The 17811-nt window shown below is 27.4% G+C and carries 19 protein-coding genes; 8 read left to right on the top strand and 11 right to left on the bottom strand.

Translation table 11 applies throughout. The annotated features are described in order from the left end of the window. Positions 1–4: 4 nt before the first annotated feature. The gene (radA, locus tag ABIV_RS08365) at positions 5–1354 is read right to left on the bottom strand and encodes a DNA repair protein RadA (RefSeq protein WP_114839445.1); all 1350 of its coding nucleotides are present in this window, start codon (positions 1352–1354) and stop codon (positions 5–7) included. A 140-nt stretch (positions 1355–1494) separates the two neighbouring features. Here radA and ABIV_RS08360 point away from each other — a divergent pair, with 140 nt between their 5' ends. The 4 genes from ABIV_RS08360 to ABIV_RS08345 all read left to right on the top strand — a co-directional run bounded on the left by ABIV_RS08360 (position 1495) and on the right by ABIV_RS08345 (position 5672). Beyond that, entirely contained in the window at positions 1495–2022 is a 528-nt protein-coding gene (locus tag ABIV_RS08360) for a hypothetical protein (protein ID WP_114839444.1), read from the top strand. Positions 2023–2232: 210 nt separating this feature from the next. Beyond that, positions 2233–4146 carry a methyl-accepting chemotaxis protein gene (locus ABIV_RS08355; RefSeq protein WP_114839443.1) on the top strand — a complete coding sequence of 638 codons (1914 nt, stop codon included), beginning with the start codon at positions 2233–2235 and terminating at the stop codon, positions 4144–4146. Between the two features lie 92 nt (positions 4147–4238). Then, positions 4239–4796, top strand: coding sequence for a YqiA/YcfP family alpha/beta fold hydrolase (locus ABIV_RS08350; protein WP_114839442.1), 558 nt, complete (start codon positions 4239–4241; stop codon positions 4794–4796). Positions 4797–4823: 27 nt separating this feature from the next. Next, entirely contained in the window at positions 4824–5672 is an 849-nt protein-coding gene (locus ABIV_RS08345) for a hypothetical protein (protein ID WP_114839441.1), read from the top strand. A gap of 42 nt (positions 5673–5714) precedes the next feature. On the opposite strand, the gene ABIV_RS08340 is transcribed toward ABIV_RS08345, so the two are convergent. From ABIV_RS08340 to ABIV_RS08310, 7 genes are all read right to left on the bottom strand, one after another. Then, complete coding sequence (locus tag ABIV_RS08340) at positions 5715–6770, bottom strand: DUF4885 family protein (protein WP_114839440.1); 1056 nt, start codon at positions 6768–6770, stop codon at positions 5715–5717. Positions 6771–6954: 184 nt separating this feature from the next. After that, positions 6955–7941 carry a c-type cytochrome gene (locus ABIV_RS08335; protein WP_114839439.1) on the bottom strand — a complete coding sequence of 329 codons (987 nt, stop codon included), beginning with the start codon at positions 7939–7941 and terminating at the stop codon, positions 6955–6957. An 81-nt stretch (positions 7942–8022) separates the two neighbouring features. Beyond that, the gene (locus ABIV_RS08330; RefSeq protein ID WP_114839438.1) at positions 8023–9150 is read right to left on the bottom strand and encodes a sensor histidine kinase; all 1128 of its coding nucleotides are present in this window, start codon (positions 9148–9150) and stop codon (positions 8023–8025) included. Further along, entirely contained in the window at positions 9134–9799 is a 666-nt protein-coding gene (locus tag ABIV_RS08325) for a response regulator transcription factor (RefSeq protein WP_114839437.1), read from the bottom strand. Before ABIV_RS08325 ends, ABIV_RS08330 begins: the two co-directional genes overlap by 17 nt. After that, a complete protein-coding gene (locus ABIV_RS08320; RefSeq protein WP_114839436.1) occupies positions 9796–10686 on the bottom strand; it encodes a cache domain-containing protein in 891 nt (296 codons plus the stop codon). The genes ABIV_RS08325 and ABIV_RS08320 overlap by 4 nt, the downstream gene beginning before the upstream one ends. 23 nt (positions 10687–10709) lie before the next feature. Then, positions 10710–11738 carry a signal recognition particle-docking protein FtsY gene (gene ftsY, locus ABIV_RS08315; RefSeq protein ID WP_114839435.1) on the bottom strand — a complete coding sequence of 343 codons (1029 nt, stop codon included), beginning with the start codon at positions 11736–11738 and terminating at the stop codon, positions 10710–10712. A 3-nt stretch (positions 11739–11741) separates the two neighbouring features. Beyond that, complete coding sequence (locus tag ABIV_RS08310; RefSeq protein ID WP_114839434.1) at positions 11742–12293, bottom strand: TlpA family protein disulfide reductase; 552 nt, start codon at positions 12291–12293, stop codon at positions 11742–11744. 59 nt (positions 12294–12352) lie between these two features. Between ABIV_RS08310 and ABIV_RS08305 the strand changes: the two genes are divergently transcribed. Both ABIV_RS08305 and rny read left to right on the top strand, forming a co-directional pair. Beyond that, complete coding sequence (locus tag ABIV_RS08305) at positions 12353–12889, top strand: 5-formyltetrahydrofolate cyclo-ligase (RefSeq protein ID WP_114839433.1); 537 nt, start codon at positions 12353–12355, stop codon at positions 12887–12889. Between the two features lie 9 nt (positions 12890–12898). Then, the gene (gene rny / locus ABIV_RS08300; RefSeq protein ID WP_114839432.1) at positions 12899–14443 is read left to right on the top strand and encodes a ribonuclease Y; all 1545 of its coding nucleotides are present in this window, start codon (positions 12899–12901) and stop codon (positions 14441–14443) included. A 19-nt stretch (positions 14444–14462) separates the two neighbouring features. On the opposite strand, the gene ABIV_RS08295 is transcribed toward rny, so the two are convergent. The 3 genes from ABIV_RS08295 to ABIV_RS08285 form a co-directional block, all read right to left on the bottom strand. Further along, entirely contained in the window at positions 14463–14951 is a 489-nt protein-coding gene (locus ABIV_RS08295) for a DUF2062 domain-containing protein (RefSeq protein ID WP_114839431.1), read from the bottom strand. Between the two features lie 92 nt (positions 14952–15043). Then, positions 15044–15646 (bottom strand): hypothetical protein, encoded by a 603-nt coding sequence (locus ABIV_RS08290; protein ID WP_114839430.1) that lies wholly within the window; start codon positions 15644–15646, stop codon positions 15044–15046. 71 nt (positions 15647–15717) lie between these two features. After that, a complete protein-coding gene (locus ABIV_RS08285; RefSeq protein WP_114839429.1) occupies positions 15718–16275 on the bottom strand; it encodes a hypothetical protein in 558 nt (185 codons plus the stop codon). A 116-nt stretch (positions 16276–16391) separates the two neighbouring features. Between ABIV_RS08285 and rsmD the strand changes: the two genes are divergently transcribed. After that, the gene (gene rsmD / locus ABIV_RS08280) at positions 16392–16985 is read left to right on the top strand and encodes a 16S rRNA (guanine(966)-N(2))-methyltransferase RsmD (protein WP_114839428.1); all 594 of its coding nucleotides are present in this window, start codon (positions 16392–16394) and stop codon (positions 16983–16985) included. Positions 16986–16989: 4 nt separating this feature from the next. Beyond that, positions 16990–17790, top strand: a complete 801-nt coding sequence (locus ABIV_RS08275; RefSeq protein ID WP_114839427.1) for an ABC transporter permease — start codon at positions 16990–16992, stop codon at positions 17788–17790. Positions 17791–17811 lie beyond the last annotated feature (21 nt).

Below are 17811 nucleotides of genomic sequence, written 5' to 3'. Positions count from 1 at the left end.
GAGCTTAAAATAGCTCAATCATTTTAGAAACTTCATCAACTGCAAAAGCTTTTAAATCTAATTTTAAATTAGGTTTTTGTGCTACTACAGCTTTTTTTATACCTTGGGCTTGTGCCTCTTTTAACCTTAAATCAATTGAATAGACATCTTTTATTTCACCTGTTAAAGAAACTTCTCCAATAAATACAGACTCTTTTGAGACAGGTCTATCTCTAAAACTAGAGATAATTGCAGCAATAACTGCTAAGTCAGCTGAACTCTCTTTAATCTTTATACCACCTGAGATATTAATAAATACATCATAATGATTTAGGGGTAAATCGATTTTCTTTTCAAGAAGTGCAAGAAGCATATTTAATCTATTTGCATCAAAACCTGTAGCACTTCTTTTTGGATTTGGATAAGTGCTTTCTGTAACTAAGGCTTGTACTTCTATGATTAAAGCTCTTGTTCCTTCCATGGTAACAGTTAAAGCTGAACCACTTTGAGCTTTTGTTTTATCAAAAAACTTTGAGGCTATATCTTTTGCTGAGATTAAACCTTCTCCTGTCATCTCAAAGATTCCAATCTCTGATGTTGAACCAAATCTATTTTTAAAACCTCTAAGCATACGCAATTCTTTACTAGATTCACCCTCAAAATATAAAACAGTATCAACCATATGTTCTAAAACTCTTGGTCCTGCAATAGAACCATCTTTTGTAATATGTCCGATAATAAACATGGCAATATCAGAATCTTTTGCTTTTCTCATAAGTTCAAAGGTTATCTCTCTTACTTGAGAAACACTTCCTGGTGCACTTGTAAGATTTGAAGAGTAAATTGTCTGAATAGAGTCAATAATACAAACTTCATAATTTTCTCTTAAAAGTTCATCTTGAATCTCTTCAAGTTTTATTTCACTAAGAAGATATAACTCTTTATGGTTTGCATCTAATCTATTAGCTCGAAGTTTTATCTGTCCTGAACTCTCTTCCCCTGAAACATATAAAACTTTTTTACCACTTGCAGCAATTGAACCTGCTACTTTTAAAAGTAGAGTTGATTTTCCAACACCTGGACTTCCTCCTATAAGAGTTAAACTTCCAGGAACAATTCCTCCTCCTAGAACTAAATCAAATTCATCATTGTTTGAAGAAAATCTTACAACATCATCTTGTTTGATTTCCGTAATAGGTGTCGCTTTTGAAGTTGTATTTATTACTTTAAAGGTTTGTTTAAGTACTTCTTGTTGCTCTTGATTTAATTCCATAAAACTATCCCAAGAACCACAGTTTGGACATTTTCCTAGCCATTTTGTACTTTGTTCTCCACAAGCTTGACATTCAAAAAGTGTTGTTTTCTTTTTTGCCATTTTCTTTTCCTTTTAAATTCTGTTGCAATTATAATCACTTTTTTATTATGGATTAAAAAATATATCAAAATGTAAGATTTTAATATGAAATTCACATAACATATAATATTATGTAATTTATTATTTAAATTGGAGTTAATATGAAAGCTTTATTATTTATTGTTTTTATTTCTATATCGCTTTTTTCTAGGGAACTTAAATATGAAAATTTATTGCAAACTTTCCCAAAAGATTATAAGTTAGCATATAAAAAGATGCAAAATAATATATCTTTTTATGAGTTTATTCCTAAAAATGAAGAATTAGAAAATTGGACACAAATGATTACAACTAATATTTATCATAGAAATATAGGATATTCAGTTGATGAGTTTATAGAAGCTATGAAAGTAGCTTGGAAAAAAAGTTGTAAAGAGTCATTTTTTAAAGATATTGATGGTTCTAAAGAAAATGGTTATACTACAAAAACTATTATGCTTCATTGTAAATTGAGTCAAGTTACAAATAAAGAAGAGACTACTTATTTAAAGGCAATAAAAGGTAGAGATAGCTTTTATTCTGTGCAAAAAGCTTTTACTGGAAAATTTTCAAAAGAGAAAGAAAAAAATAGTATTGAATATTTAAAAAATGTAAAAGTATGTGATTCAAGACTTTTTACTTGCCCATAGATTATTTTATTTAAGTAATAATTTTATTTTTTATTAATAGTTGGTAAAAAATTATTTACTTAGGATAATAATTATTTATTTACAAAACCCCTGATATAGGAGATTTTAATAACTTATAAATTTAAATTTTATAAAAAAATTAAGTAAAAATTTATTTACTTTTAAAAGATTTGTTTATATGATATGCACCGAGGAGAGAAGGAGTGAAAAATGTTTAACAGTATTAAATTGAAATTAATGGCGTTAGTAGTACTTCCAGTATCATTAGCAATATTAATTACTACATTCATTACTATTAATTTAACATATAAAAATAGTAGTGAAACAATCAAAGAATTTGATAGCTCAATTGTAGGGGAAAAAAAAGAGCTACTTAAAAATCAAATTCTAACTGCATATACAATTGTTGATTCAATTGTTAAAGAGTCTTCAAATAAAGAAGAAGCAAAGCAAAAAGTAATAGATGTAATCTCTAAGGCTAGATTCTTAAATGGAAGTGGATACTTCTTTGCATATGAGAAGATAGGAGATGATTATTATTTTGGTTTTCATGCTACAAAGCCTGAATTAAATGGTGCTAAAACTGATATTATGAAACCAGATATTAAAGGATTTGCTTTTAGAAAAGCTTTAATTGATACTGCAACTGATGATACAAAGTTTGTAGAATATTTTTATAAAAAGCCTAATACGGAAGAGGTATTAAAGAAAATGGCTTTTTCAAAATATATCGAAGAATTAAATTGGACAATAGTTACAGGTATTTATGTTGATGATATTGAAGCTAAAATTGCAAAAGTTGAAGAAAAAGTTGATAGTGATGTAAATTCATTAATCTACACATTAGTAACAATTATAGTAGTTATTTTACTTATATTAGTTGCAGTTGTTTCTTATATTTCAAAAATTTCTATTGTTGATCCATTAGAAGTATTTGAAAAAGGTCTTCTTTCATTTTTATCATTTTTAAATAAAGAGAAAACTGATGTTGATTTAATTGAAGTAACAACAAAAGATGAAATAGGAAAGATGACTAAAAAGATTAATGAAAATATTACAAAAATTCGAGAAACAATCAAACAAGATGAAAAAGTTATTGAAGATGTTTCTAGGATTGTAACAGATGTTAGTTCAGGAATTTTAACAAATAGAGTTGAAGCAAAAACTAGTAATACGGTAATTAATGAATTAACTAAAAATTTAAATGAGATGATTTCTAGTTTAAATAGTACAATCACACATACAATTGATGTATTAAAAGCTTATGAAAAAAGAGATTTTACTAAACAAACTACTTTATCATGTCAAGGACAATTATGTTCTTTAATGAGTGGAGTTAATAATTTAGGAAAAGAAATTTCTTCTATGTTACAAACAAATTTAGATAATTCTAATGTATTAGATAGAAGTGCAGATGATTTATCTTCTAATATGGAGAGATTAACTGTAAGTGCTAATCAACAAGCAGCTTCGTTAGAAGAGAGTGCTGCTGCTTTAGAAGAGATTACTCAAACAATGAGAGAAAATGCGAATAATATTAATGAGTTATCATCAAACTCTGTTTCATTAAGAGATGAAGTAAATAAAGGCAAAGAGTTATCTAAAAAGACAAGCTCTTCTATGGAAGATATTAATTCTCAAGTTGAAGCAATTAATGAATCAATTACAATTATTGATCAAATTGCTTTCCAAACAAATATTCTTTCATTAAATGCAGCTGTTGAAGCAGCTACTGCAGGAGAAGCAGGAAAAGGTTTTGCCGTTGTTGCTGCAGAAGTTAGAAATCTAGCTAATAGGTCAGCCGAAGCTGCAAAAGAGATTAAGGATTTAGTTGAAAGTGCAACTTCAAGTGCAAATCAAGGAAAAGCAATTGTTCAAACAATGTATGAAGGGTACGAGCAATTAAATAGCAATATTTTAAATACAACAAGTATTGTTGATACCGTAACAACTAATTCAAAAGAGCAAATGCTTGGAATTGAACAAATCAATAGTGCAGTTTCTCAACTGGATAAAACAACTCAAGAGAATGCACAAATTGCTTCAGAAACAAATGATGTAGTTAAAAGTGTTAAAGAAATGGCTACTACAGTTGTTGAGGAAGTAAGAAAATCTAAATTCTAAAAGAAAAGGCTTTTGCCTTTTCTTCTTATTTTATCTATCAATTATAAAGCACTTTTTTGTAGAATGTCATTATTATTCTTTTAAGGAAAAACATGACAATAATATATATTCACGGCTTTGGAAGTAGTGGACAAGGTGGTAAAGCCTCTTTATTTAGAGAGTATTTTGAAGAAGAGATTATTGCTCCTTCTTTATCTTATGTTCCTAAACTTGCAATTGATACTTTAGAACAACTAATTGAACTTTTACTTGAAAAAGATGAAAAAATAGGTTTAGTAGGTTCTTCTTTAGGAGGATATTACTCTATTTATTTAGCTAACAAATATGATTTAAAAGCAGTTTTAATTAATCCTGCAATTTATCCTTATAAAACCTTAGATAAAGTTGGTATGTGTATGAACTATTATGATGGTACTTCTTTTGAAGTTAGTTCTGAGCATTTACAGACTTTAAAATCATTAGAAGTACATAAACTTGAGAATCAAGCTAATTTTTTAACACTTTTACAAACTGAAGATGAAGTTTTAGATTATAGTGAAGCAGTAGAAAAATTATCTCAATCTGAACTTGTAATAGAAGAGGGTGGTAATCACTCTTTTGAAAATATTGAGAGTTATTTTAGAAAGATTTACAGTTTTTTAGATAGGTAAAAATGCTTTTATTTTAAAGGAGTTTTTATGATTAAAAATAGTTTAAAAGGTATGTTAAAAGTTGTTTTAACTATATTTTTTTTAAGTACAAGTTTGGTATTTGCTAATACTATCACTGGTAACAATAGTTTTAATACAGCTTACCCAATAGGAACTTGGCAATATCATGGTTCTATTATAGGAGAGTTAAAAGCAGATCAGACTGAAGCATATTTTTCATTTAGAGTTAATATGGGAGATAGGGTTTATGTTAAAGTTTCTCATGAGGATTCAGATCAAGGAAGAAGTTTAGAAGTTTTTGATCAATTTCAAAATATTCATGATGCCAATGACGGAGTTTATGGTTCTTCTTCTTATTCACCTTTTATAATGGTATCAAATATAGAGGGTATTTCTTCAGGTCAGTTGTTTTATATAAAAGTTACAAGAGGAAATAATACTGGTAGTATATTTTTTACTGTAGCAATTAATAATAGAATAAGTGGAGGTTTAGCAACTTTTGATTTTGCAGGAACAGCTACTCATCCTGGAAATCCAAATATACTTGACCCTAATGGAGTTGATTCTTCAGTAATTTCTATGGACTTAACTGATAGCTCACGAGTTCCAGCAGGTGCTATTGTAAAATCTATAAGAACAGAAGGAAAGTTATCAAAAAATTTAGGAGGTATTGTTCATAAAATTTCTCCTGCTGAAAATAATATTTGGTATACTCAAGAAGGGTCAAGTTATAATATTTCTGCAGCTGATGATTTAGAACTTGCTCAAAGGTGGGATTTTAAATATAACTTTAGAGGTACAAGCCCTTCTAATATGAAATATGTAAAAGCAACTGTTACTTATGAGTATGATATAACATCAGGCTTTGAGCGTTAATTTAAAAAAGAGAACATTAAAAGTTCTCTTTTTTAATTAGTACTAAACATAAATAGGATTTATTTTTTTAGAATTTTGAAGGTCATCAATCCAATCAGTTTTTCCAGAACCAAAGTTTTCAGCTTGAAAGACATCATAAAAAGAGCCATTTTGATAATCAATAGATAAAAGTAAATCAGGAACAGAGTGAAAACCATTTTGAGCGAGATTATCTAAATCTTTTTTATAAGAAGAGGTAGCAAGACCTTTAAACTGATCAGGTATTTGATCACTATTTTTAATATTTTCTTTGTAAATTTCAAAAATATCAATACCCTCTTGAGTAAGAAACTTACCATCGACTAACTTTAAATCATTTAAATTATAACCAGTCATATCCATAGTATCTCTAATCACACTAAAACGATTGTACTTTTCATCAGAGACTTGAGAAGAACCATTAGATGCACTGTAAAGGATATGGTAAAAGAGTTGTTTAGCATTATTACCATTTAAAGCATCTTGTAAAGAATTAATAAGATTTTTATCTTCAAGTCCAGAAATAGAGACTTTATAACCATTAGGGTCAATAGTAAATCTAAGTTTAGTATCTTGAGGTAAAGAGAGCTTATTTACATCTAAAAGTTCAGAGAATTGCTTATTGACTTCTTGACGCTGAAAAGCTTTGTTTCTAGCGACTTCAACATCTCCATATAAAAAACCTCTTTCTCTAAAAATTGGGTCAGGGAAAGAAGCACCAGTAGTGAATTTCCCCCATTTTAAATAATTAAATTCATTTTTATAAGCAGCATTTCTCTCTTTATCTGTTAGCCCTTCTATATAGTATGGAGAGTGAGAGTTAAAGTATTTATCTTTCATATGATTAATAGGACTTTCAAATTGTTTAGTAAATTGAATAACTTTAGAATAATGTTCATTTAACATTTTTATTCTTAAAGCAAGTTCCCCTTTATATTCGTTTCTAGCTTTTATAAGAGTCTCTTCTTTTGAGAGTTTTTCTTCTTTATTATCAACATTGTTTTTATTTTCTTCATTAAGAACTTTTTTATTATTTGTTAAACTTATTGAAGAGTAAGAACTGTTTGAATTAATAATCATAAAAACTCCTTTAATAATTCTTTGTATGATTTTATTTGAATTCTACTTTATACATGATTAAAATATAAAATTATATTATTAATGATAATTTGATAAAATTTGAAATTATAGTTATTTTAGAAAGATTTACAGTTTTTTAGATAGTTAAAATAGGAAGATATTTTATCTTCCTATTTCTATAGAATTATTTTATAATTTTTCCGTAAGGTCCAAATTGATGCTCTTTTGATTCCATATTTGGTCTATAAACATCTGGAGCTTTTACTCTTTCATCTGGGAAGTCAGAAGTTCTATTTATTTTTTCAGGTCTATAGTGACTATCTTGATTCATATAAGCAGCTACATCGTAAGCCTCTTTATCTGTTAAGATAGGATTCTCTTTTGTTGCACCAAGTGGCATATTAGATTTAATAAAATCTGCTGCTTTTAGTATTCTATACATACCTGCACCTTTATTATAAGTGTCATCAGTTCCCCATAATGCTGGGAACATATATCCATTTGCTTTTCCAGGATTTTTAACACCTAATCCATCTGCTCCATGACATGAAGCACAGTGTTGTGTATATACTACTTTACCATTTTCTAAATCAGCTTTATTTTGTTTAATCATTTTTCTATCAATTTTAGCTAATCTTCTACCTTCAACATTTGCTCCACCAACTGGATAACCTTGGCTTAAGAAGTGCATATAAGCTTTCATAGCTTTCATCTCTTTACCTTCTGCTGGTAGAGGATAACCATTCATACTTCTTTGCATACAACCATTAATTCTAGCAGTTAAAGTTCCAATTGCATCTTCTCTTGGTCTATATTGAGGAAACTCTCCATAAGTTCCAATAAAAGGTGCTGAATATTTTTTTGTTCCTGCATCTAAGTGACAGTTTTGACATGAGTTATTATTACCAGCATATCTCATACTTACATCATCAACTTCAGGTCCAATATATTTATAAGTATGAACAATTAACTCTTTTCCATACTTAACAAGTTTTCCATATTCATTATCTGGAAGCTCATCAATATTTGGAACTACATATTCCATTTTAGGTTTTTTGAAACCTCTATCTTCTCTCTTTTTTAACTCTTTTGGTTCAAATGCAAGAGCACTTGTAGCAACAAAAGATACTAAAGCTGAAAGTAATACTAATTTTTTGCTAGTTAGTTTCATAACTTCTCCTTCTTATTTTCTAAGAGTATTATAGAAATATAAAGTTAGTTTTATGTTTACTTTTAATGATATGATTTAAGCTTAGTTAAAGAAAGTGTATTGAAAAAGAGTTCCATTTTCTTCATTTGATTCAAGAAAAATATCTATATTATTTATTTCACAAATATTTTTTACAATATTAAGTCCAATTCCAAAACCACCCTTTATATGGTTCTCTTTTTCATATCTATTAAAGATAGTTTTTTTATTTTTTATAGCTTTCCCTATATTATGAACACTAAAAATTATAGACTCATTTTTTTTCTTTAATATTATACTTATTGTGGTCTCTTGCTTTGAGTATTTTATCGCATTTGAGATTGTATTATCAATAATTCTTTGTAAATGGGTTCTATTTATTAAACTAAAAAGATTATCTTCTATTTTTAAATTAAATTTAATATTCCTAGTATTTGCTAAACTTTCAAATTGATCAATCCTTTGTTTTAGTAAGTAGCTAAAGTCAATATTCTCTTTATTATATTGAACGCTTTTCTCTTTTATTAAGTATTCAATATCTTCATAGACTAAAAATAGATTCTTTGTAGCATTTATTGAACGCTCTAACTCTTTAGACTCATTTCCTTTTGCTTCTAAGATTTCAAGATTTAATTGAATAATTCCAAGGGGTGTTTTTAATTCATGCATTGCATCATTAAAAAAAGCATCTAAATACTCATTTGCTTTTTTATATGGCTCAATACTAGCTTTTATGATTAAATAGATTGAGATAAAAATAAAAAGCCCAATACTAAGAGATAAGATTAAAATCTTTAGATATATTTCTTCAAAAGAGATTTTTTTCGTAAGGATTAAATACTTAGCATTTAATCTATTATTTGATAATTCAACCTCAATACTCATTTTAGAGTTATCATCTATATTTAAATCTCTAGTTTTATAAATGATCTTTTGCTCAGCTGTTAATAAGGTAGCTTCAAACTTGAAAGATTTTGGAAAAATAAAAGTATCACTTTTAGAGTTTGAAAAATCATAAATAGCTCTTTGAATTATTTGAGCATGCTCTATTAATAGTCTATTTTGAGTATTTTTATAACTTTCTAATTCAAGATTTGTATAAAAATATGTAGGAATAGCAATAAATATAAAAAATATTGCAGTATAAAATAAAGAGATTTTTAAAATAAAGTTTTTACTCTTCTCTATCAATTTTATATCCTATACCTCTTTGGTTTTTTATAAGCTCTTTTGAGGTTTTATCTCGTATTTTTTTAATGCAAACTCTAATATCTGCTTCACAAATATATTTATCTTCCCAAACTTCACTTCTAAGTTGTTCTATACTTATATATTGATTTTTATTTGAGACTAAACAAAACACAACTTCATTCTCTTTTTTTGTTAGAGTTATTACTTCTTCATTTAAATATAGCTCTTTTTTTAAAATATCATAAGTGAAGTTTGGTTTTAGTCTTATTTTTTGTGAGTTTTCATTTGCATAAAAAAGTTTAATAAGTTGTTCAATTCTATATTTTAACTCTTTTGGAGAGAAAGGTTTTTTTATATAATCATTACATCCAAGCTCATAACCTAAACTTAGATTATTTATATCTGTTAATGAAGTAATATAAATAACAGGTGTATTATCACCATTTTCTCTAATTGTTTTAACTAATTCATAACCACTTAAAGTAGGAACCCTAATATCAAGTATTAAAAGATGGTATTTATTTTCATATATGGCACTTAATGCCTCTTCCCCATCTTCAAAATCATCAATTTGATAAGATAATGATTCTAAATACTCTTTGATACTCTCTCTATAATCAATATCATCTTCAAGTAGTAGTAGTCTCATTTTATTTTTACCTCAGAACTTATATTTACAGTCTCATAATCATAGCTATTATTTATATTAATATGCTTATTGTTTTTTATTGCAGTTAGAATATATCCTAAATGATTGTTTTGTAAATCATAATAAGAAAAATATGCAAAAGAGTGCTCTTTATTTGAAATATAACCATAATCTTTTAGATTTTCTAAATCTAAATCCTTTAGAAAGTTGATTTTCGTTTTATTTACTAAAATATAGTTTGAAATCTTTTCATTTGCTTCTAAATCATTTGCTATATCTAAATATTTTTTATCTAAAAGTACAAAGAGTTTATAGCCTTTTTTCTTTAATTCTTTAGATAAGTATTCAAAATCAATAATTGCTTCAATTGAACCTACATACTCATTATTTATTATAATTGGAGAGATGGCTTTTATATTTAATCGTTTCCCTAGTTCGATTGAAACAATGGGTTTTTTTTCTTCTTTTACTTTAACTAAGCCTTGCCTAAAAGAAGCAAGAGGTACATCTTTTATATTAATATCCCAACTTCTTAAAAAAGTAGTAAGATTTTTATTATGAATTTGAACTTCAAAATTACTATCTTGTAACTGCTTTAGTGTTTTTATTTTTCTATTTACTATTTCAAAGGTTTGTTGTCTATTCTCATTTAAAAAACTATTTACAATCTCTTTATCTTCTGAAAGTAGAATTGCTAAAGATAAGGCATATCTTTTCTGTTCTTCAAAAAGGTTTTTTGTAGTTGTAAGAGAGTTTTCAAGGTTATTTAAAAGATTATTACTATTGTTTAAATTATTAAGAAAATAGAAAATTAAAAAGATAAAAAAAGAGGTGATTAATAGTATTATAGATAAATACTTATTTGTTTTTGAGTTTAAAAGTCTCAAGTTTCACCTCTTTTAGGAGTTGATTATTGTTCAGCAGTATAAATTTGGTCTAATAAAGAATCAACAAAATCATCTGGACTAAACTCAATTAAATCATCTTGCTTTTCACCAACTCCAACATAAAAGATTGGTAATTCAAGTTGATTAGAAATAGAGAATAAAGCTCCACCTTTAGCAGTACCATCAAGTTTTGTTACAATAATACCATCTACTCCAACCATCTCATTAAAAGCTCTTGCTTGTGCAATTGCAGTATTACCTTGTGTTCCATCTAAAATCATAAGTTTTTGATGAGGAGCACCATCTTGTGCTTTACCACATACTTTTACTATTTTTTTAAGCTCATTACTTAAGTTAGTTTGTGTTTGTAATCTTCCTGCTGTATCAATAATTACATTATCAATATTTTTTGCAACAGCAGAAGAGATAGTATCATATGCTACTGCACTAGCATCATGTCCTTGTTTTGTTTTAATAATAGGTACATTGATTTTGTCAGCCCAAGAACTAAGTTGCTCAATAGCAGCAGCTCTAAAAGTATCTCCTGCTCCTAAGATAACACTTTTACCTTCATTTTTACTCTTTTGTGCTAATTTTGCAATTGTAGTTGTTTTTCCTGCTCCATTAACTCCAATAATAAGTCTTACAAAAGGTTTAGGAAGATTTGATAAATCTACATCAGGTGCATGTTCAAAAAGCATTACAAGTCTATGTCTTAACTGTTTTCTTGTAATCATTTCAGGAAGACCATCCATTGCTTTTTCAATAATCTCATATTCCATATCAGCTTCAATTAGCATCTCTTCAATATCTTCAAATGCAATTTTTTCTTGTTTTTGAGGAACTACTGATTTTATATTTTCAAATGTTTTTGATAAGGCTCTTGTAAAAAAACCTTTTGAAGACTCTTCTTCTCTTTCTTCAATAACTTTAGGTTCTTCTTTTACGTCAGTTTCTTCTATTTTTTCTTCAATAGTCTCTTTATTTTCTTCTTGAAGAACTACTTCTTCAACAATTTCTTCTTCTTTTTTCTTTTTAAAAAAACTAAACATTAATTATTTTCCAAGGGCATTATCTATATCTAATTCCATCATCTCTTCAGGAACTATACCAATATACTTTTGAACAACTTTTCCTGTTGTATCAACTAAAAACATAGTAGGAATACTTTGTACTGGACCAACTAAATTTGCAATTTTAAAATTATCATCACTATTTGTAATAGGGTATTCTATTTCATACTCTTCAATAAATCTATTTAATTCTTCTTGAGTTAATAAAGTACCATCTTTTTTACCTAAGTTTAAACCAACAATTTCAAATTGCCCATTATATTTTTTCTTTAAATTATTTAAATGAGGAATTTCTGCTCTACATGGAGGACACCAAGTAGCCCAAAAGTTTAAAAGAACAACTTTTCCTTTTAACTCATTGATTAAAACTTCTTTATCTTTTACTTCAATATCTAAGCTTTTCATGTCATGTGTTTGTAATATAAATTTAGTTTGCTTTTTTTCTATAATTTCCTTTTTTTCCTCTTTTGTATCACATGCGGTAAACAAAAGTGTAACAGAAATTATTAAAAATGCTATTTTTTTAAACTGCATTTTAATTCCTTATTGGTAGAATATTTAAGGTAAGAATTTTACCCAAGTAAGGCTTAAATATGAAAGAAAGTCACAAAAGTGATTTTAGAAAATCGTGTATTAAAAGATTAGAGTTTTCAAGCCGCTTTTTAAAGTTTTATAAAGATAAAAAAACAGTAGAGAAATTAGAAAAATTTATAGAATTATATAATTTCAAAAATATATTGTTATATATTCCCATGAGTATGGAAGTAGATGTACTTCCTTTGATTAATAAGTTAAGAAAGAGACAAATTAATGTTTTTGTTCCTTTCATGTACAAGGACAGTTTTAAATTAGTAAGATATAGATTGCCATTACAAAAGAAGAGATTTGGCATTAGGGAGCCAAACAACTCTTTTTGTATTCAACCACGAATTGATTTAGCCATTGTCCCAGTAGTGGGAATGGATAAAGAGTGGAAGCGAATAGGTTTTGGTAAAGGAATGTATGACAGGTTTTTTTATAGGTTAGATTATAAACCTACTATTGTTTTTACTCAATTAACACTTTGTAAAGCTAACGAAACACTAAGTAATAAATACGATATTCAAGCTGATTTTGTAATTACAAATTAAGGTATTGATATGGAATTAGTAATCGTAGGTGTTGTGGTTGCAATTATAAGTGTTGCAATTACAGTATTCGTAGTAAAAAAAATAAATAAAGCAAAATTTGATATTTATATTGAACAAGCAAAAGCAAAAGCAAAAGTTATCGAGCACGAAGCTAAAGTAATCTTAAAAGATGCTCAAATTAAGGCAAAAAAAGATTATGATAGAGAGTTTAGAAGTGCGAGAAAAGAGTATGATGATATGCTTTCTCAAATTGAAAGAAAAGAGAAAGAGTTAAATCATCATTTAGAGTCTGAATTAAAAGCAATTAAAGAACAAAAAGCTGAGATAGTTGAGAAAAATGAAAAAATTACAACTATTAAAGAGGGTCTTAAAAGACAACAAAAAACATATGAAGAGAAAATTTCACAAGCTATTAAAGTTTTAGAAAATGCTTCTGGTCTAACAGAAAAAGAGGCAAAAGATCTTATGCTTGAGAAAGTAAAAGAAGATAGCCGTGCAGAGATTGCATCTATTTTTAGAAAGAAATATAAAGTAGCAGAATTAAAAGCAAAAGATGAAGTGAATAATATGCTTTCACAAGCTGTTACAAGATATGCAGGAGAGTTTGCTGCTGAAAGACTTATCAATAATATTCCAATTAATGATGAAGAGACAAAAGGAAAGATTATTGGTAAAGAGGGGCGAAATATTAAAGCTCTTGAGATGTTATTAGGTGTTGATATTATTATTGATGATACACCAAATACAATAACTATTTCATCTTTTAACCTTTATAGAAGAGCTATTGCTACTAAAACTATTGAAGAGTTATTAGAAGATGGAAGAATTCAACCTGCAAGAATTGAAGAGATATATAATAAAGTTAAAAATGAGTTTGATAACAATATCCTAAAAGAGGGTGAAGATGTTATTATGGAGCTTGGAATTAAATCTATGCATCCAGAACTTGTAAAACTTGTAGGAAGATTAAGATATAGAGCTTCATATGGTCAAAATGCTTTAAAACATACATTAGAGGTTGCTAATTTAGCTGGTTTATTAGCTGCTCAAATGGGTGGAGATGCTGTTTTAGCTAGAAGAGCAGGTATCTTACATGATATTGGAAAAGCATTAACACATGATATGCCAGGAAGTCATGTGGATTTAGGAGCTGAAATCTGTAGAAGATATGATGAGCCCGATACTGTTATAAATGCAATTTATGCTCATCATGGACATGAAGAACCAATCAATGTAGAGAGTGCCGCAGTATGTGCAGCAGATGCATTAAGTGCTGCAAGACCAGGTGCTAGAAGAGAAGTTCTTGAAAGTTTCTTAAAAAGAGTAGAAGAGGTTGAAAATATCTCTACTTCTAAAACAGGTGTTATTAATGCTTATGCAATTAATGCTGGACGTGAAGTAAGAGTTATAGTAAAAGCTGAGTTAGTAAATGATGATGAGGCTATTTTACTTGCTACTGAAATTGCTCAAGAGATTGAAGAAAAAGTTCAATATCCGGGAGAGATAAAAGTAAATGTAATTAGAGAGCTTAGAGCTTCTTCTTATGCTAGATAGAAAAAGGTTAATCCTTTTTTTATCTTTTTCTCTCTTTTCTTACACTAATAATCCAAAAATAATTTACAAATATAGCACAAACAATACTTGAAAAAACTCCAAGGACTAAAGCTCCTGTCCAAAGTGAAAGAGCTATTTGGTCAAAATTATCATACATAGAATCAAAATTAAACTCAACAGCGTCAGCAGCTCCTAGAATTAGGTTTCCTAGTTTATATTCAAAATAAAAAAGTGGTGGCATTGTAAAGGGATTACTTATAAAAATTAAAGCAAAACTTATTGGTAGATTTACACTAAAATAAATAGCTAAAAAAGTTGATAAAATCATTTGAAATGGCATAGGTAAACAAGCTACAAAAATGCCTATTAATACCCCACCTACAACTTTTCTTCTTGATAAACTCCAAAGCTCTCTTTTGTGAAGAAAATTACCAAATATTTTTAAAAATTTTTGTTCTTTTATTTTTTCATGAGTTGGGAGTACTTTTTTTAATTTCTTTCTTGGCAAAGAAACCCTTAATAATAAATTTTTTGAATTTTATCAAAGAAAATGTATTTTTTTTATTATAAGGATAACTTAAAACCTAATTTTTTATAAACTTAAAGATATAAAAATAATAAAACAAGAGCTACACCAGCAAGAGTAATGTAAATACCTCTTTGTCTAAATCCATATTTTCCTTTTACCATAAAAATAGCAGAAATAGCTAGAAAAAATAATATAACTGAATAAGCTAAAGCAAGATATGCCCATTTATCCTCACTTGAAGATTTATGTGCATTTACTAATACATTTATAAAAGTAGGGTATGCACTGATTGAATAGATTAACTCTCCTGAGTTTTTATAATATGTTACAAATTTCATATCTTTTTTTCTAGAAATTTGATATTTAATTAGTTCTGGATTTTCTTCTAAAAGCTCAAAATCATTTAAAACAGATTTTTTTAAAACATGAGTAGGAAGCTCTTTTTTCTCTTCATTTTTATCAAAAGCTAAAACTATTTTGTCTTTTAATCTCTCTTCTTGTAAGCTTTTTTCAATCTTTGCAGTTAGAATATACTCTTTTTCAAATAGATGCAAGTCTCTTACAGAAAGGATAATCCCTGATAAAGAGTAAATAATTGTTATCCCAATAACAAGATAACCTAAATCTCTATGCCATTCTCTAAGTAAAACTGATAGTTTTTTGTTTTTTTTCATTATAACTCCAAAAAATATTTTTTGGAATTATAATATGTATAGTTAAACCTAAGTTTAACAGTAAGGATTTTTTAGGCTTTTTTAAGTTCTTGAAGTAAAAGTAGTTCTTCTTGTGTATTTAAATATTTATTATCTGTTTTTTTCAGTTTTTTAAGCTCTTTTATCTCTTCTGTTAATTCATCTAATTTTTCTTTTATATTTTGTAAATTTAAAGAAATTACAGAATCACTGCTTTCTTCTTTATTCTCTTTTTTTATTTCATCTGCATCTTTAATTACAAGACCATTTCTAGATTTTTTAAATTCATTAACCATTTTTTCTAACTCGTTAATTAATCTTTCAATCTCTTTAGTATCAACAGAGCCATTCTCTCTTTTTTTATTAATCTCATTTAAAATCTGTTCTTTTAATTTTTCAAGAGCTTCAAGTTCATCTTTAGTGAAACCAGTTTTTAATAAAGAGATAATATCCTCAACTAACTCTCTTAAACTTTTTTCTTCTTCTTTTACGCTCTTTTTATCATCTGCTTTTTCTATCTCATTTTGGAATCCAGTTGTAGGAGTCTCTTTTGTTTTATTATTACTTTGAGTAGAGTAATTGCTTGTTTGAAAATTGTTTTCTATGTACAAAATCAATCCTTCTAATAATCTGCTTGATTATAATCTAAAAGTTTTTAAACTTCAACTAAAACAAAGGCTTAATAAAGTTTTACTATAATACGAAAAATTTAAGAATTAAGAGTATTATGAAAAATAGTAAACCAACTACAAAAATTATCGCAGGTAAGTTTAAAGGTAAGATACTAGAACTACCTTCTTTAGATGTTACTAGAAGTTCAAAAGCAAGACTGAAAGAGTCTTTTTTTAATGTATTACAATTTGATATTTGTGATAAAGTTTTTATTGAGAGTTTTGCTGGAAGTGGAAGTATTGGATTAGAAGCTATTAGTAGAGATGCTAAAAAAGCCTATTTTGTTGAGTTAGATAAAAACTCATATAAAATATTAATTAAAAATTGTAAAGTAACTGACCCAAATAAATGTCAAACTTTTTTAGGTGATACTTTTGTACAAACACCAGCAATTTTAGAAAATCTTAGAAATTCAAGTGATGAATTAATTTTATATATAGATCCACCTTTTGATTATAGAGAAGGGATGGAAGAGATTTATGAAAAGTCTTTTGAAATGATTAAAAATATTAAAAATGAAAATATTTTTTTAATTGTAGTTGAGCATGTCTCAACACTAGAAATACCAGAAGTTTTAGGAAACTTTCAACTACAAAGAACTAAAAAGTTTGGAAAAAGTTCTTTATCTTATTTTGAATATATAAAGTAGTAATATGACAAAAGTGGCTTTTAGTTTATTAATATCAATTATCTTATTAGTATTCTTTTTGCCATTTTTTTATGGAATTTCCCCTTATGAATTAAATCCTTCAAAAATACTTCTTGCTCCATCTTTTGAACATCTAATGGGAACTGATAGGTTAGGAAGAGATATTTTTGCAAGAATCTTACAAGGTGGACAAACTTCTTTAATAATTGGTTTTTTAAGTGCAAGTATTGCTTCTTTGATAGGGCTTTTTATTGGAATAAATGCAGCTTTTTTTAAAGGTAATGTAGATAAAGCAACAATAATTTTAATAGATTTATTTTTAACTTTTCCTACTTTCTTTTTATTACTTGCTCTTGTAGCTTATATTCAAGCTTCTATCTTAGTTTTAGTAATAGTGATTTCAATAACTGGTTGGATGGGAATGGCAAGACTTATTAGAAGTGAAAGTTTTGCAATAGGGAATCAACCGTTTATAAAAATTTTAAAACTTGCAAATGTATCAAAATCAAAAATTATTTTTAAATATTTTGCACTACTTTTAGCACCAATTTTTCTTATTTCATTTACTTTTGGAGTGGGTGGAGCAATTTTAGCTGAATCAGGTCTTTCATTTTTAGGTTTAGGTGTAAATCCTCCTGCTATGTCTTGGGGAAGCCTTTTAAGTGATGGAAAAGCTGTTATGGATATAGCTTGGTGGGTTAGCTTTTTCCCTGGGCTTATGATATTTCTAATTACCTTTTGTTTAATGCATATTTCTGATTATTTACAACAAAAGTTTAATACAAAAGAGATACAAAATCCTTAACTAATTTAAGTAGTTTTATTT

It is taken from the genome of Halarcobacter bivalviorum (assembly GCF_003346815.1).
Taxonomy (GTDB): Bacteria; Campylobacterota; Campylobacteria; order Campylobacterales; family Arcobacteraceae; genus Halarcobacter; species Halarcobacter bivalviorum.
Note: the sequence above shows the minus strand (reverse complement) of the source record. Positions and strands in the feature narration are given on the sequence as shown.

Bases quoted from the DNA above. Each gene is read 5' to 3' on its own strand.
- ABIV_RS08310 (WP_114839434.1), bottom strand. From the start codon at position 12,293: ATGCAGTTTAAAAAAATAGCATTTTTAATAATTTCTGTTACACTTTTG.
- rny (WP_114839432.1), top strand. From the start codon at position 12,899: ATGGAATTAGTAATCGTAGGTGTTGTGGTTGCAATTATAAGTGTTGCA.
- ABIV_RS08350 (WP_114839442.1), top strand. From the start codon at position 4,239: ATGACAATAATATATATTCACGGCTTTGGAAGTAGTGGACAAGGTGGT.
- ABIV_RS08325 (WP_114839437.1), bottom strand. From the start codon at position 9,799: ATGAGACTACTACTACTTGAAGATGATATTGATTATAGAGAGAGTATC.
- ABIV_RS08360 (WP_114839444.1), top strand. From the start codon at position 1,495: ATGAAAGCTTTATTATTTATTGTTTTTATTTCTATATCGCTTTTTTCT.
- ABIV_RS08335 (WP_114839439.1), bottom strand. From the start codon at position 7,941: ATGAAACTAACTAGCAAAAAATTAGTATTACTTTCAGCTTTAGTATCT.
- ABIV_RS08340 (WP_114839440.1), bottom strand. From the start codon at position 6,770: ATGATTATTAATTCAAACAGTTCTTACTCTTCAATAAGTTTAACAAAT.
- ABIV_RS08275 (WP_114839427.1), top strand. From the start codon at position 16,990: ATGACAAAAGTGGCTTTTAGTTTATTAATATCAATTATCTTATTAGTA.
- ABIV_RS08305 (WP_114839433.1), top strand. From the start codon at position 12,353: ATGAAAGAAAGTCACAAAAGTGATTTTAGAAAATCGTGTATTAAAAGA.
- ftsY (WP_114839435.1), bottom strand. From the start codon at position 11,738: ATGTTTAGTTTTTTTAAAAAGAAAAAAGAAGAAGAAATTGTTGAAGAA.
- ABIV_RS08355 (WP_114839443.1), top strand. From the start codon at position 2,233: ATGTTTAACAGTATTAAATTGAAATTAATGGCGTTAGTAGTACTTCCA.
- ABIV_RS08290 (WP_114839430.1), bottom strand. From the start codon at position 15,646: ATGAAAAAAAACAAAAAACTATCAGTTTTACTTAGAGAATGGCATAGA.
- rsmD (WP_114839428.1), top strand. From the start codon at position 16,392: ATGAAAAATAGTAAACCAACTACAAAAATTATCGCAGGTAAGTTTAAA.
- ABIV_RS08345 (WP_114839441.1), top strand. From the start codon at position 4,824: ATGATTAAAAATAGTTTAAAAGGTATGTTAAAAGTTGTTTTAACTATA.
- radA (WP_114839445.1), bottom strand. From the start codon at position 1,354: ATGGCAAAAAAGAAAACAACACTTTTTGAATGTCAAGCTTGTGGAGAA.